At 47.0% G+C, this 12,966-nt stretch carries 15 protein-coding genes; 10 read left to right on the forward strand and 5 right to left on the reverse strand.

The annotated features are described in order from the left end of the window. Positions 1 to 15 precede the first annotated feature (15 nt). From asd to ACZ5GB_RS05635, 4 genes are read left to right on the forward strand one after another with little or no spacing between them, the layout of a single operon-like run. A complete protein-coding gene (gene asd, locus ACZ5GB_RS05620; protein WP_464326278.1) occupies positions 16 to 1,032 on the forward strand; it encodes an aspartate-semialdehyde dehydrogenase in 1,017 nt (338 codons plus the stop codon). 2 nt (positions 1,033 to 1,034) lie between these two features. After that, on the forward strand, positions 1,035 to 1,454 hold the full coding sequence (locus tag ACZ5GB_RS05625) for a M67 family metallopeptidase (protein ID WP_464326279.1): 420 nt from the start codon (positions 1,035 to 1,037) through the stop codon (positions 1,452 to 1,454). Continuing rightward, positions 1,451 to 1,888, forward strand: coding sequence for a nucleoside deaminase (locus ACZ5GB_RS05630; RefSeq protein ID WP_464326280.1), 438 nt, complete (start codon positions 1,451 to 1,453; stop codon positions 1,886 to 1,888). The genes ACZ5GB_RS05625 and ACZ5GB_RS05630 overlap by 4 nt, the downstream gene beginning before the upstream one ends. Positions 1,889 to 1,908: 20 nt before the next feature. Further along, positions 1,909 to 3,018, forward strand: coding sequence for a S41 family peptidase (locus ACZ5GB_RS05635; protein WP_464326281.1), 1,110 nt, complete (start codon positions 1,909 to 1,911; stop codon positions 3,016 to 3,018). Here the strand turns inward: ACZ5GB_RS05635 and ACZ5GB_RS05640 are convergent. From ACZ5GB_RS05640 to dapF, 4 genes are all read right to left on the reverse strand, one after another. Continuing rightward, positions 2,963 to 3,493, reverse strand: coding sequence for a P-loop nucleotide/nucleoside kinase family protein (locus tag ACZ5GB_RS05640; protein ID WP_464326282.1), 531 nt, complete (start codon positions 3,491 to 3,493; stop codon positions 2,963 to 2,965). The genes ACZ5GB_RS05635 and ACZ5GB_RS05640 overlap by 56 nt on opposite strands. Next, the gene (locus ACZ5GB_RS05645; protein ID WP_464326283.1) at positions 3,490 to 3,987 is read right to left on the reverse strand and encodes a DsbC family protein; all 498 of its coding nucleotides are present in this window, start codon (positions 3,985 to 3,987) and stop codon (positions 3,490 to 3,492) included. The genes ACZ5GB_RS05640 and ACZ5GB_RS05645 overlap by 4 nt, the downstream gene beginning before the upstream one ends. 244 nt (positions 3,988 to 4,231) lie before the next feature. After that, the gene (gene ispH, locus ACZ5GB_RS05650; RefSeq protein WP_464326284.1) at positions 4,232 to 5,083 is read right to left on the reverse strand and encodes a 4-hydroxy-3-methylbut-2-enyl diphosphate reductase; all 852 of its coding nucleotides are present in this window, start codon (positions 5,081 to 5,083) and stop codon (positions 4,232 to 4,234) included. 39 nt (positions 5,084 to 5,122) lie between these two features. Beyond that, a complete protein-coding gene (dapF, locus tag ACZ5GB_RS05655; protein ID WP_464326285.1) occupies positions 5,123 to 5,968 on the reverse strand; it encodes a diaminopimelate epimerase in 846 nt (281 codons plus the stop codon). Between the two features lie 181 nt (positions 5,969 to 6,149). Here dapF and hypB point away from each other — a divergent pair, with 181 nt between their 5' ends. From hypB to hypF, 6 genes are read left to right on the forward strand one after another with little or no spacing between them, the layout of a single operon-like run. Continuing rightward, positions 6,150 to 6,860: a hydrogenase nickel incorporation protein HypB gene (gene hypB / locus ACZ5GB_RS05660; protein WP_464326286.1), complete on the forward strand. Its 711-nt coding sequence runs from the start codon at positions 6,150 to 6,152 to the stop codon at positions 6,858 to 6,860. Then, positions 6,857 to 7,714 carry an NADH-quinone oxidoreductase subunit B family protein gene (locus ACZ5GB_RS05665; protein WP_464326287.1) on the forward strand — a complete coding sequence of 286 codons (858 nt, stop codon included), beginning with the start codon at positions 6,857 to 6,859 and terminating at the stop codon, positions 7,712 to 7,714. The genes hypB and ACZ5GB_RS05665 overlap by 4 nt, the downstream gene beginning before the upstream one ends. Then, a complete protein-coding gene (locus ACZ5GB_RS05670) occupies positions 7,704 to 9,011 on the forward strand; it encodes a nickel-dependent hydrogenase large subunit (protein WP_464326288.1) in 1,308 nt (435 codons plus the stop codon). The genes ACZ5GB_RS05665 and ACZ5GB_RS05670 overlap by 11 nt, the downstream gene beginning before the upstream one ends. Before the next feature lie 9 nt (positions 9,012 to 9,020). Next, positions 9,021 to 10,022 carry a hydrogenase expression/formation protein HypE gene (hypE, locus tag ACZ5GB_RS05675; RefSeq protein WP_464326289.1) on the forward strand — a complete coding sequence of 334 codons (1,002 nt, stop codon included), beginning with the start codon at positions 9,021 to 9,023 and terminating at the stop codon, positions 10,020 to 10,022. Then, positions 10,022 to 10,390, forward strand: a complete 369-nt coding sequence (gene hypA / locus ACZ5GB_RS05680) for a hydrogenase maturation nickel metallochaperone HypA (protein WP_464326290.1) — start codon at positions 10,022 to 10,024, stop codon at positions 10,388 to 10,390. Before hypE ends, hypA begins: the two co-directional genes overlap by 1 nt. Then, positions 10,368 to 12,602, forward strand: coding sequence for a carbamoyltransferase HypF (gene hypF / locus ACZ5GB_RS05685; RefSeq protein ID WP_464326291.1), 2,235 nt, complete (start codon positions 10,368 to 10,370; stop codon positions 12,600 to 12,602). The genes hypA and hypF overlap by 23 nt, the downstream gene beginning before the upstream one ends. On the opposite strand, the gene ACZ5GB_RS05690 is transcribed toward hypF, so the two are convergent. Then, positions 12,547 to 12,963 carry a hydrogenase expression/formation protein gene (locus tag ACZ5GB_RS05690; protein WP_464326292.1) on the reverse strand — a complete coding sequence of 139 codons (417 nt, stop codon included), beginning with the start codon at positions 12,961 to 12,963 and terminating at the stop codon, positions 12,547 to 12,549. The two genes, hypF and ACZ5GB_RS05690, sit on opposite strands and share 56 nt — an antisense overlap. Positions 12,964 to 12,966 lie beyond the last annotated feature (3 nt).

A 12,966-nucleotide genomic window follows, 5' to 3' on the forward strand; every position in this document is an offset into this window, starting at 1 on the left:
TTATAATTTATACCCATGGGATACAGGGTAGCAATAGTAGGTGCCACTGGAGAAGTGGGAAGAGCCTTTCTCAAAGTATTGGAAGAGAGGAACTTCCCCGTGGATGAGCTTTATCTCTTTGCCTCAGAAAGGTCAGAAGGCATTGAACTAACCTTTAAGGGAGAGAGGATAAAGGTTCAAGCTCTAAACAAGGCCAGTAGCTTTTCTGGTATAGATATAGCCCTCTTTTCCGCAGGTTCTTCCATCAGCAAAGAATATGCTCCCAAGTTTGCCTCCGATGGTGCAGTGGTAATAGATAACTCTTCCGCCTGGAGGCTTGACCCAGAGGTGCCCCTTGTGGTACCAGAGGTAAACCCGGAGGATGTAAAAGAACATAAGGGCATAATAGCTAATCCCAACTGCTCCACCATACAGATGCTTGTGGCTCTAAAGCCCATATACGATGCGGTGGGCATATCCCACATAGTAGTTTCCACCTATCAGTCCGTTTCTGGTGCAGGTGCAAAGGCCATAAGGGAACTTGAAGAACAGGTAAAAGCCTGGTGTGAAGGGAAAGAGATGCCGGAGGCCAAAAACCTACCAAAAAGGATAGCCTTTAACGTCATACCCCAGATAGATGTTTTCACAGAAAACGGCTACACAAAGGAAGAGATGAAGATGCTAAATGAGACAAGAAAGATGCTTCACGACCCAGAGATAAGGGTCTCCGCCACATGCGTGAGGGTACCAGTCTTTTATGGACATTCGGAGGCCATAAGCGTAAAGCTAAAGGGAGAGTTATCTCCGGAGGAGGCAAGGGAGATTCTAAAGAAGGCAAAGGGTGTGGTTGTGGTAGATGATCCAGAAGAAAGGGCATACCCCATTGCCATAGAGGTAGCAGGAAGGGATGAGGTTTTTGTGGGAAGGATAAGAAGGGACCTTGCCTTTGAGCCCGGGCTTTCCATGTGGGTGGTGGCCGACAACATACGTAAGGGCGCAGCCACCAACGCAGTGCAGATAGCAGAACTTTTACACCAATATGCCTTGGTTTAAACATGCTTAGAATAAGAGAAGGAGCTTTAAGGAAGATCATAGAACAAGCAGAAAGGGATTACCCTTACGAAACGTGTGGGCTTCTTTTGGGTAAGATAGAAGGGCCTCTTAGGACCGTCTTTGGAGCCTATGAAACACCAAACGCCAACCCAGACAGGAAGCACGACAGGTATGAGATAGCTCCAGAGGACTATCTAAGGGCTGAAAAGAAGGCAAAGGAGTTTGGCCTTGAAATAGTTGGTGTATACCACTCCCATCCAGACCATCCCGACAGGCCCTCCCAGTTTGACCAAGATAGAGCCTTTGAAGGCTGGTCCTACATAATACTCTCTGTAAGCAAGGGTAAGGTGGTATCTTACAGAAGCTGGGAGCTAATTGACGGCAAGTTTGTAGAAGAAGAGATTTTAACATTTGGGTTGTGAAAGAGGCTATAAGGCTTTGTCTGCAAGAGGCTAAAGATGCCTTTCAAAAGGGGGAGGTACCAGTAGGGTGTGTGGTGGTCAAAGATGGTCAAGTGGTTGCAAAGGCCCATAATAGAGTACAAGAACTAAAAGACCCCACAGCCCATGCAGAGATGCTTGCCATAAGGGAGGCTACAAAAGCTCTTGATAGTAAATACCTCTATGGTTGTGAGGTCTATGTTAGTCTGGAGCCATGCCCCATGTGTGCTTATGCCTTGGTGCTTTCAAGGGTAGAAAAAGTAGTCTTTTTTGCCCCCGATGAGAAATACGGTGCGGTTATGAGTAGGTTTAACCTATTGGATGAGGAGTGCTTTAACCACAGGGTAAGGTGGGAGTACTTTCCGGTGGAAGAAGCAAGCCTTTTAATAAAGGAGTTTTTCAAGGGCTTGCGATAGTGTATAATTTTTATACGTTTATGGGTGCGCCCCTTATCCTTATCCTTTTACTCTTTCGTGTAGCCTTGGGAGGGGAGGACTGCCCAAAGGAAGAGCTTTTAAAAAACATAAAATCTTTGATGGAAAGACACTATCTTTGGTGGGACAAAATAAAAGACATACAGTGGAAGGATGAGCAGGAGCTAATCCAATACCTAAGGAAGATAGGAGACCGTTGGAGTGCCATAACAAAGCAAGAGGATGAAAGGCTATGGTATTCCTCTTCCAAGATGCTGGGCTTGGGTATAAGATGGGATGATAAAGGATATGTGGTTAGAGTTTTTAAAAACTCGCCGGCGGAAAAATACGGCATAAAGGAGGGAGACCTTATCATTTCCATTAACGGTGTTATGGACAAAAGCCTATGGAGAAAGGTTTTAACAGAGGCAAAGAGGGGTGAAATCATAAAGGTTGAGCTTATAAGGGAGGGATTTTTTAAAGAAGTTGAAGTGGTAAAGGGAGAGTTTGAAGTTCCTGTTGTGGAGGATGTAAAGGTATTAAGGTATGGGGAGCTTAGGGTGGGCTATGTAAAGATAAATAACTTTACCCAGCCTGCCCTTGGAGCCTTTGAAAAGGCCTTGGAAGAATTAAAACAAGAGGGTTTTGATGTATTACTTTTGGACCTTAGAGACAACGGTGGTGGTCTAATTTCCGTAGCAAAGGGTATAGTGGATATGCTGGTTGGTGGAGAGGGTGTGATGTTCTATTTGGAGGGTAGGGATAGAAACTTCGGTGTATACCAGTTTAAAAACAAGGAAGGATTAAACAAGCCTATGGTTATTTTGGTTAGCAAGCAAACTGCTTCCGCTGCCGAGCTTGTGGCCGTGCTTTTGAAAAGACACGCAAAAGCTATTATAGTTGGAGAAAACACAGTTGGAAAGTATGTGGGAAGCAATTTATACCCTCTTGACCCTTGCGGTCATGTCCTAAGGCTTGTCACTTTTGAGATGAAACTACCAAGTGGAGAAACTATAACCAGCGATAAGGGATTGAGCCCAGATTGTAAGCTGACCAATGGCGATTTTTTAAATAAGTCTATTGAGTGCCTTTCCATCCATAACCTTGGAGTAGCTCCAGCAGGACAGCCTTAAGCTCCTCCTTGGACCTTTGAGTATCTATTGGGATGGCATACGCTGGTGGCACAAACCTCTCCTTTTGTTTTAGATAAACCTCTATGTCCGCATCAGATATATCTTTCCTGCTTTTTAACCTCCTTATTATCTCCTCCTCTTGGGCAAAGGCCAAAAGAAAAAGAGCATCTTTGAACTCCTCTTTTACCAAGCTCCTTTGCCACTCTTCAAGAAAGGTGGCATCCAAGACCACATCCTTTCCCTCCTCTGCCTTCTCCTTTGCCCTTCTTACCATCTCCTTATAGACCCTTTGAGTCCACTCTTGAGAGTATATACCTTCCCCGTAGGGTACCTTTACCCTTTGGCTTGCTTCTATACCCGCCAGCTCCTTCCTTACCTGGTCGCTCCTTATCCATTCAAAGCCAAACTCTTCATGCAAAAGGCTTGCCAAAAAGGACTTGCCAGAGCCAGAAAGGCCCATAACAACCACTATCATTGAATACCAAGCTCTTTAAGAAGGGCTGGGCTATAGCCTTCTATTACCTTGTAATTTTTAAGGATTATGTTGTAGGGCGTGCCTTGCACGTTTAACTTTTCCGCCACCTTTATGTGTTCTTGCACAAGAGGGCAGTCTTTTACAAGGGGAGGCCTTCCGTCAAACTTTCCAGAGAGGACCTCATCAAGGGCCTTTAACTTGTCCTTTGAACAGGCTATGTAGTTGGACTTTGCATAGCTCTCCGGAAAGGTTTTAAAGGGCAGTAAAAACACGTATATCTTGACCTTGTCCAGATGGGGCCTTAGGGCCTTCCACTCTTTCCTACAATGCCCGCAGTCGGGGTTTATAAAGCTGATGAGTTCATTTTTTCCCTTCCCTACCACTATGGCCTTGTTTAGGGGTATCTCTTTTACTTGGGATTTTATAAACTCTGTGTAGAGGTCTTGTGAAAAGGAAAAGCTAAAAACAAAAAGCAAAAAGAAAAACCATCTCATAGATTTAATTATACAGTCAAAACACACGCCGGGTGAGAAATTAATTAAGAAGCTGGGATACCATCATACCTTCTTGCAAAAAATAAATGAGACAAGAAATGTAGAAGCACGGCATGCCGTGCAACTACTAATAAAAAATCCAAAAGTAGTGGCGGGTCTTGAACCCGCCTGATGTTTTATAATTTGGCAGGTTTAAAACCTGCCACTACAAAGGATGAATTTCTCACCCCACGTATAGATTTAATTATACAGTCAAAGCCCTTATCCTTTCCACCACCTCCCTTATTATCCAATCGGGGGTAGAGGCACCTGCCGTTATGCCTACCCTTTGGGCGCCTTTGAACCACTCCTCTTTTAGCTCTTCTGCGGTTTCCACATGGTAGCTGTTGGGGTTTAGGCTTTTGGCTATCTCATAAAGCCTTCTTGTGTTTCCACTGTTTTTACCGCCTATTATGACCATCACATCCACCCTGGGCGCAAGGCTATAAACATCCTCCTGCCTTTCGGATGTAGCGTTGCATATGGTATTTATTACTTTTAATTCCTTTACCCACAGGGCAAGCTCTCCCACCACTTCTTTGAAAAACTGCTCCTTTTGGGTGGTTTGGGCCACCACGCCCACCCTTTCCTTTCCAAGAGCTTCTTTGAGGTCCTCTTTGTTCTCTACCACTATTCCTTTGCCGCCGCACTCTTGCAAATACCCAAGGGTGCCTATCACCTCGGGATGGTTCTTCTCTCCTACCAAAACCACAAAGTAGCCCTCTTGGCAAAGCCTTATAACTGCAGAATGCACCGCCTTGACGTAGGGACATGTGGCATCAATTATTTTCACACCTTTTGAAAGGAGTTCCCTTTCCTTTTGGGGTGGAATGCCATGGGAACGGATAAGCACCCTATGGCCCTCTTTTAGATGGTTCTCGTCTTTGAGAAGCACAAGGCCCTTCTCCTCAAGCCTTTTCACCTCCTGTGGGTTGTGTATGAGGGGACCCATGCTAAAGACCTTTTGACCATCCCTTAGGGCTTCTTCCGCAAGGCTTATGGCCCTTTTTACTCCAAAGCAAAAGCCCGCATGTTCCGCTATTATTATCTCAGGCATAGGAAGATTATAGAACCTTTAAAGTCTATTGACCTTGAGCTATCTCATACAAAGAAGGGCCTCTTCTGTAAAAATGCCTTCAAAAACCTTACAAACACCACCTTCAAGGAAGACCTCTTCAAAGCCTTGGTCAAAGTCTATCCTCAATAGTTCGCCACTCTTTGTATAAACTTCCACAGGCCTTTCTTTCACAAGGCCCTTTTTGTAGGCCACTATGGCGCTGGCTGTGGCGCCAGTCCCGCAGGCAAGTGTTTCGGCCTCCACACCACGCTCGTAGGTCCTTATCCTTATGGCCATCTCACTTATAGGTTCTATAAAGTTTACGTTGGTTCCCTTTGGTTCAAACTCCTTGTGAAACCTTATGGCCCTTCCAAGCTTTTTAACATCCAAGCTATCCAAGTTCTGCACAACCGCCACAAAATGTGGCACGCCCGTGTTTATAAAGCTTCCCTCTATCCTTTGCCCGTCCACCTCAAGGGCTACATCCTTGTAGCCAAAGGGCTTGGTAAGTTGCACCTTTACCCTTCTCCCTCCTTCAAGCACCCAAGCTCTTATAAGCCCAGCTAAGGTTTCAAACCTTACCTCCTCTCCAACTATACCCTTTTCGTAGGCAAACCTCACCGCACACCTTGAACCATTGCCACACATCTCCGCCACAGAGCCATCGGAGTTGAAGAACTTCCACTTAAAATGGTTTTCTTTGTTTTCTGGGTTTTCTATGAGTATTAAACCGTCCGCACCTATGCCCGTATGGAAAGCACAAAGCCTTACTACAAAGTCTTTTATTGAAATGCCAAGCTTTTCAATTAACTTATCTACCTTTCCATCCCTGTTGTCTATTACTATAAAATCGTTTCCGGACCCTTGCAATTTTGCAAATTCCATGCTATATTATTATACTCTAATCCCAGCGATCCCCCATGGCTCACCTCCTCCTACCCCCCTTCTCCGGGGGGTAAAAAGCACTAAGCCCTATCTTTTGTCTCAAATATTTTTTGCACATGGCTTGCAAAAAGGAGGTAGTAGCCTATATTAATTTAGGTGAATAATTATTCAGGAGGTAGCCATGTGTGAGGAATGCGGATGCTCCATAAACCATAAGGAAGATACACATAAGGAAGTTGCCATCTTTAAAAAGGTCCTTGAAAAGAACGACCATCAGGCGGAGGAAAATAGAAAGCACTTTGAAGAGCATGGCATCTTTGCCATAAACCTCATGTCCTCGCCGGGTGCTGGGAAAACAAGCCTTTTGGAGAGGACCATAGAGCTTTTGAAGGATTTAAGGATAGGTGTTATAGAGGGGGACTTGGAAACGGACAGGGATGCTCAGAGGATAAGGGCCAAGGGTGCGCCAGCGGTTCAGATAAGCACCGGCTCTGCCTGCCACCTTGATGCCTTTATGGTGCATAAGGGCATACATGGCCTTCCCCTTGAGGAGCTTGACCTTGTCTTTATAGAAAATGTGGGAAATCTTGTATGTCCAGCAAGCTATGATGTGGGGGCCCACATGAACGTGGTCCTCCTTTCCGTGGTGGAGGGCGATGACAAGCCAGAAAAATATCCCGTTATGTTCAAAGGCGCACAGCTTATGGTTATAACAAAGATAGACCTCCTTCCCTTTGTGGACTTTAGCATAGAAAGGGCTATAAACTCCGCAAGGAAGGTAAACCCCCATATGGACATAATAAGGCTTTCTGCAAAGACGGGAGAGGGCATGGAAGATTGGCTGGACTATATAAGGTTTAAGGTAAAGGCCTATAAGAGGGCTTTGGTATGAGGGTTTTGTGGATACAGAGATTGTCTTGCTGTGGCAACACACATTCCTTCCTCAACTATGAAAACTGGGAAAGCCTTTTAAAGAGTGTGGAGTTTATATACCACCCTTCCCTTTCTTTGGAACCACAGGATAGAGTAATAGAGAGAATTCTTGAGACAGGAGAAGATATAGACCTTTTGGTGCTTGAGGGTGCGGTAAGGTGTGATGATGAGGAGATAAAAAGGCTTTGCCAGAGGGCCCTTTTTGTTATGGCCGTTGGCAACTGCGCCGTGTATGGCAACATACCAGCCCTTTCGGACCAAAATATCTGTGGCCTTTCTTATAGGTTTAAGGAAAGGGGTGGCCTTTTGGGCGGTGATTTCCTCTCAAAGGGAGGCTTGCCCGTTATTAACCTCTCTGGGTGTCCGGCCCACCCAGAATGGATAGCGACGACCATGCTTATGCTTGCGGAGGGCATAAGGCCGGAGCTTGACCAATGGGGCAGGCCCCTTGCCTTTTACTCCTCCCTTACCCATTGTGGATGCACAAGGAACGAATACTTTGAATGGAAGGTGGAGGCCGAGGAGCTTGGTTCAAAAAAGGGATGCCTTTTTTATCACTTTGGCTGTAGAGGGCCCCTTAGCTACAGTTCTTGCAATCAAATCCTTTGGAACGGTGTTAATTCAAAGACAAGGGCGGGAACTCCTTGCTTTGGATGCACCGAGTATGACTTCCCACGCATAGGTCTGTGGGAGACAAAGCAATATGCTGGCATACCGGCGGAGCTCCCCATAGGTGTTTCCAAGAGGGGCTACATAATGCTCTCCGGCGTAGCAAAGATGTTTGCACCCGATAGGTTAAAGGATGAGGGTTGAAGGTATAAGTCTTCCAAGGGTTGAAGGCGAGGCAAGGCTTGAGCTTTTTTGGAAGGATGGAGAGGTGGCGGATGCAAGGATAAACATCCTTTCTACAAGGGGTATAGAGAGGGTGCTTGTGGGCAGGCCCTATATGGATGCCTTGGTTATAACACCAAGGGTGTGTGGCATATGCGGACATGCACATCTTATAGCCACTGCAAAGGCCATAGAGGATGCCCTTGGTATAGGTCCTACCAAAAAGGCGGAGCTTGTTAGGAACATAACCCAAAGCCTTGAGGTCCTTCAAAACCATATCAAATGGTTCTATCTGTTCCTTATGCCAGACCTTGTCCTCATAGAAAACAGCCTACGGGACCTTTATGGGCCCTTTGTTGGCAAAAGATGGAAAGAGGCCATAGAGGTGGCATCAAGCATAACCAAGGCCATAGCCCTCTTCTCCGGACAATGGCCCCACGCCTCTTACGCCATACCCGGCGGCATAACATCACAGCCCACACCCAAGGACATAGTATCTTTAAAACAGACCCTTTTGGCCCTCAAGGACTTCTTCCTCAAGCTTGTGGTGGGTATGGAAGAGGGAGAGTTTAACCAGTGGCTTTATAAGGGTAGCTGGAGGGATGTTAAGGGTGATATGGCTATTTTTCTTGAGGTTTGCGAAAGGGAAGACCTTTTGGAGGCTGGAAGGTCCTACGATAGGTTTATAAGCTTTGCAAGCCTCTATGGCCCTTCTGGATACTACATGAAGAGGATGGTTCATGGCAGGTTAAAGTTTGGCTGTGTGGAGGAGATGGAAGCACCAGAATACACAAGGGCAAGGCCTGTAAGGTACAGGGGCTTACCCTTTGAGACTGGACCCCTCTCCAGACAGCTCTTGGCGGGCACACCCATTATAAAGGCAATGCATAAAGAATTGAAGGACTCCTTTGTGGTAAGGGTTTTTGCAAGGCTTTTGGAGGTTTGGACTGTGGCAAAGAAGATAGAGGATTGGACGGAGGAGTTAAAGGAGGTCTTACAAGATAGGTCCTCAAGTATAAAGAGGCCTCCCTTAGAGGTCAATGGCTTGGGCTATGGTGCTGTGGAGGCAGCAAGGGGGACGCTTATCCACAGGATAAGGATAAAGAAGGGCATTATAGATAGCTATTTAATAATTACACCATCCCAGTGGAACCTTGGGCCAAGGTGTGAAAGGTTTTATGGGGTGGCAGAAAGGGCCCTTTTGGGCCTAAAAAAGGAAATTCATGCAAAGATGGTGCTTAGAAGCTTTGACCTGTGTTCTGTATGCACAACCCATTGAGGTGATAAGATGAAGAGGATAAAACTTTCTGAAGGTGGTGGTGGAGAAGAGACCTGGAGGCTCATAAAAGGTCTCTTTTTAAAGCATTTTAACAACCCCATACTCTTTTCCCTTGAGGATTCTGCCCTGCTTGAGGTGGGTTCAAAGGTGGCCTTTACCACCGATGCCTTTACAGTAAAGCCCCTGTTCTTTAGGGGTGGAGATATAGGGAAGCTGGCGGTGGCTGGCACCATAAACGACCTTTCGGTAATGGGTGCAAAGCCCCTTTACCTCTCTGTGGCCTTTGTGATAGAGGAGGGCTTTCCTTACGAGGACTTAGAAAAGATAGTGGAAAGCATGGCAAGGACGGCAAGGGAGGCGGGAGTTCTCATAGTGGCTGGTGATACAAAGGTCATACCATCCGGCAGGGGCGAGGACCTTTTTATTACCACCTCCGGCATAGGGAAGGTGGTCTATGAGGGCCTTTCCTGTAGGAACATAAGGGAAGGGGATGCCGTAATTGTATCTGGGCCCATAGGAGACCATGGTGCCTGCGTGTTGGCAGAAAGGGAAGGTTTTTACTTTGGAGAGGGCTTTGGGAGCGACTGCGAACCACTCTGGGACCTGGTGGAACACATGCTAAGGAGTGGTGTGGAAGTCCATGCCATGAGGGACCCAACCAGGGGAGGCCTTTCGGCCGTGCTTCATGAGTGGGCGATGGCCTCTCAAGTTTCCTTTTTGGTGGAGGAGGAGAAGGTGCCAATCAGAGAGGAGGTGCTTGGTATATGTGAATTTTTGGGCCTTGAGCCATACCACCTTGCCTGTGAGGGCAGGATAGTCTTTGCAGTAAAGGGAGAGGAGGCAGAGAAGGCCCTTAAGGTCTTAAAGGAACATCCTAAGGGAGAGGAGGCAAGCATCATAGGCTACGCCATAAGGCCTGAAGGGAGGCCATCGGTCATACTGAAGACTCCTTATGGGACAAAAAGGTTCCTTGAGCCACCCATGGGAGAGCTTTTACCAAGGATCTGCTGATGCATGAGTTTTCCATAGTCCAAAGCCTTTTGGAGGTAATAGAAGAGGAGGCAAAAAGGCACAAGGCGCAAAAGGTGTTAAGGGTGGAGCTTTTGGTGGGTGTGCTATCCGGTGTGGAGCCTCACCTTTTGGAGCTTGCCTTTAACACCTTTAAGGAAGGGACCATTGCGGAAAAGGCGGAGATTGTTTTGGAGATAGAAAGGCTAAGGCTTTGGTGTGAGGACTGCAAAAGGGAATACGAAAAGGAGGAGCTAAACCTCTTGTGTCCAGCCTGTGGGTCTTTGAAGACCCATATAAAAGGTGGACAGGACTTGCTTTTGAAGAGTTTGGAATTGGAATGTGAGGATGAGGTTAAGGGTAAGGCTTAAGGGAGCCGTTCAAGGTGTGGGCTTTAGGCCCTTTGTCTACAGGCTTGCAAAGGATTTGGGCCTTAGGGGTTGGGTCATAAACAATTCCTCCGGCGTGGAGATAGAGGTGGAAGGAAAGGTGCAACTTCTGGAGGAGTTCCTCCTTAGGCTTCAAACAGAGAAGCCTCCCTTGGCCCACATATACTCTCAAGAGATAGAATACTTGGAAGAGGTAGGCTATGAGGATTTTGAGATAAGGGAAAGCAAGGAGGAGGGGAAGAAGGAGGTTCTCATACTGCCCGACATAGCCACATGCCAGTGGTGTCTCAAAGAGCTTTTTGACCCAAAGGACAGAAGGTATATGTATCCCTTTATAAACTGCACCTACTGCGGTCCAAGGTTTACCATCATTGAAAGGCTTCCCTACGATAGGCCAAACACTACAATGAAGGCCTTTCCCATGTGTCCTCAGTGTAAAAAAGAGTATGAGGACCCAAGGGACAGAAGGTTCCATGCCCAGCCCATTGCATGCCCATCCTGCGGTCCAAGCCTTAGCCTGATTACAAAGGATGGAGAACTTTTGGCGGAGGGAGAAGAAAGCATAAAGGCCACCCTGCAAGCCTTAAAAGAGGGAAAGATTGTGGCAGTCAAGGGCATAGGTGGTTTTCATCTTATGTGTGATGCCACAAGGGAAGAGCCGGTGAGAACCTTGAGGGAGAGGAAAAGGAGGAAGGAAAAGCCCTTTGCGGTCATGTTCAGGGATATGGAACAGCTACTCCTTTATGCGGAGCCAACGGAGCTTGAAAAGGCTTTGCTTTTGTCTCCAGAGAGGCCCATTGTGCTTATAAGGAGTAAGGGAGGGCTTGCGCCCTCTGTGGCCCCAGGCCTCAAAAGGATAGGAGCCTTTTTGCCCTATTCACCCCTACACCATATAATCTTGCACTCTTTGGACTTTCCAGTGGTGGCCACCTCTGGCAATCTCTCGGATGAGCCCATAGTAAAGGACAACCAAGAGGCCATAGAGAGGCTAAGTCCCTTGGCAGACCTTTTGCTTCTCCACAACAGGGATATAAAAAGGAGGTGCGACGACTCTGTGGTCAAAGTCATAGGTGGTTTGCCCACACCCATAAGGAGGTCTAGGGGCTATACACCTATGCCCATAAGGCTACCCTTTAAGTTAAAAAGGAAGGTTTTGGCCCTTGGGGGCATGCTAAAGAACACCTTTGCCATAGGCTTTGAAGACATGGTAATACTAAGCCAACATGTGGGAGACATAGAGAACATAGAAACATTAAAAAGCTTTGAGGATATGGTCTTTGACCTCATGAGCCTGTATGAGTTTGAGCCAGAGCTTTTGGTGTGCGACCTACACCCCAGGTATGAGACCACAAGGTGGGCAAAGGAGTTTTCTCAGAGGAAAGGCATTCCACTCCTTCAGGTCCAGCACCACTTTGCCCATGTGCTTTCCTGCATGGGAGAGAGGGGGATAGAAGGAAAGGTGCTTGGCATAGCTTGGGATGGAACGGGCTATGGTGAGGATGGAAGCCTTTGGGGTGGTGAGTTTTTAGTGTGCGATTACAAAGGCTATGAAAGGGCCTTTTACTTTAGACCCTTTAGGCTAATAGGCGGTGAGAGGGCTGTAAAGGAGCCAAGGAGGGTTGCCCTATCCCTACTCTTTGAACTCTACAGAGAGGATGCCACAGGCATGTCCTTAGAGCCTGTAAGGTCCTTCAGGGAAGAAGATTTAAAAAACCTATACATAGCATGGTCCAAGGGGATAAACTCACCCTATTCCAGCTCTGTGGGAAGGCTTTTTGATGCAGTAGCCTCTTTGATAGGGCTAAGGCAAGTGGTCTCTTATGAGGGCCAAGGTGCCATGATGCTTGAGGACCTCTACGACCCCCTTGTAAAGGACCACTACCCCTACGCCTTGGAAAAAAGGCAGATAGACTGGAGGCCCATGCTTGAGGCGATCATAAAGGACAGGGAAAGGGAAAAGATTCCATCAAGGTTTATAAACACTTTGGCCCATGTATGCCTGCATGTGGCAAAGGAGTTGGGCATGGAAAGGGTATGCCTCTCTGGAGGTGTGATGCAGAACGACCCCCTTGTAAGCAAGATAAAGGAGCTTTTGGAGGCGGAAGGCTTTAAGGTCTATACACATCAGAGGGTGCCACCTACGGATGGGGGCCTCTCTCTTGGTCAGGCACTCTTTCAGCCTCAAGAGGGCTAAGAAGCGCCCTTATCCTCTCTTCCAAAACCTTTATGGACTCTTCCACATCCTCCCTCTGCGCAGAGGCCAATTTTGGAAAGTAGCTTATCTCTACAGTCTCCAGAATGGGCTTGTTGTCCCTATCGTAGAATACACCTATCCACACTCCATATATACCTGTCTCCCTCCACTCCACCTTTTGACTTTTAGAGTTCAGCGTTATCTTTATTTGACCCTCTCCCAAAACATCCAGTATGGCTATTCTGTCTTCCTCCGTTATGGGCACCTTGTTGGAGTATATGATGTGTTCCTTTCCTTTTTCGTAGAGGTCCTTTAGGGCCTGTAGGATCTCGTTGAGTAAGGCGGGAGCGTTCATAAGCATGCC

Source organism: Hydrogenobacter subterraneus, from assembly GCF_055390195.1.

Bases quoted from the DNA above. Each gene is read 5' to 3' on its own strand.
- ACZ5GB_RS05625 (WP_464326279.1), top strand. From the start codon at position 1,035: ATGCTTAGAATAAGAGAAGGAGCTTTAAGGAAGATCATAGAACAAGCA.
- asd (WP_464326278.1), top strand. From the start codon at position 16: ATGGGATACAGGGTAGCAATAGTAGGTGCCACTGGAGAAGTGGGAAGA.
- hypB (WP_464326286.1), top strand. From the start codon at position 6,150: ATGTGTGAGGAATGCGGATGCTCCATAAACCATAAGGAAGATACACAT.
- ispH (WP_464326284.1), bottom strand. From the start codon at position 5,083: ATGCCTGAGATAATAATAGCGGAACATGCGGGCTTTTGCTTTGGAGTA.
- hypA (WP_464326290.1), top strand. From the start codon at position 10,022: ATGCATGAGTTTTCCATAGTCCAAAGCCTTTTGGAGGTAATAGAAGAG.
- ACZ5GB_RS05645 (WP_464326283.1), bottom strand. From the start codon at position 3,987: ATGAGATGGTTTTTCTTTTTGCTTTTTGTTTTTAGCTTTTCCTTTTCA.
- hypE (WP_464326289.1), top strand. From the start codon at position 9,021: ATGAAGAGGATAAAACTTTCTGAAGGTGGTGGTGGAGAAGAGACCTGG.
- ACZ5GB_RS05665 (WP_464326287.1), top strand. From the start codon at position 6,857: ATGAGGGTTTTGTGGATACAGAGATTGTCTTGCTGTGGCAACACACAT.
- ACZ5GB_RS05670 (WP_464326288.1), top strand. From the start codon at position 7,704: ATGAGGGTTGAAGGTATAAGTCTTCCAAGGGTTGAAGGCGAGGCAAGG.
- hypF (WP_464326291.1), top strand. From the start codon at position 10,368: ATGAGGTTAAGGGTAAGGCTTAAGGGAGCCGTTCAAGGTGTGGGCTTT.
- dapF (WP_464326285.1), bottom strand. From the start codon at position 5,968: ATGGAATTTGCAAAATTGCAAGGGTCCGGAAACGATTTTATAGTAATA.
- ACZ5GB_RS05640 (WP_464326282.1), bottom strand. From the start codon at position 3,493: ATGATAGTGGTTGTTATGGGCCTTTCTGGCTCTGGCAAGTCCTTTTTG.
- ACZ5GB_RS05635 (WP_464326281.1), top strand. From the start codon at position 1,909: ATGGGTGCGCCCCTTATCCTTATCCTTTTACTCTTTCGTGTAGCCTTG.
- ACZ5GB_RS05690 (WP_464326292.1), bottom strand. From the start codon at position 12,963: ATGCTTATGAACGCTCCCGCCTTACTCAACGAGATCCTACAGGCCCTA.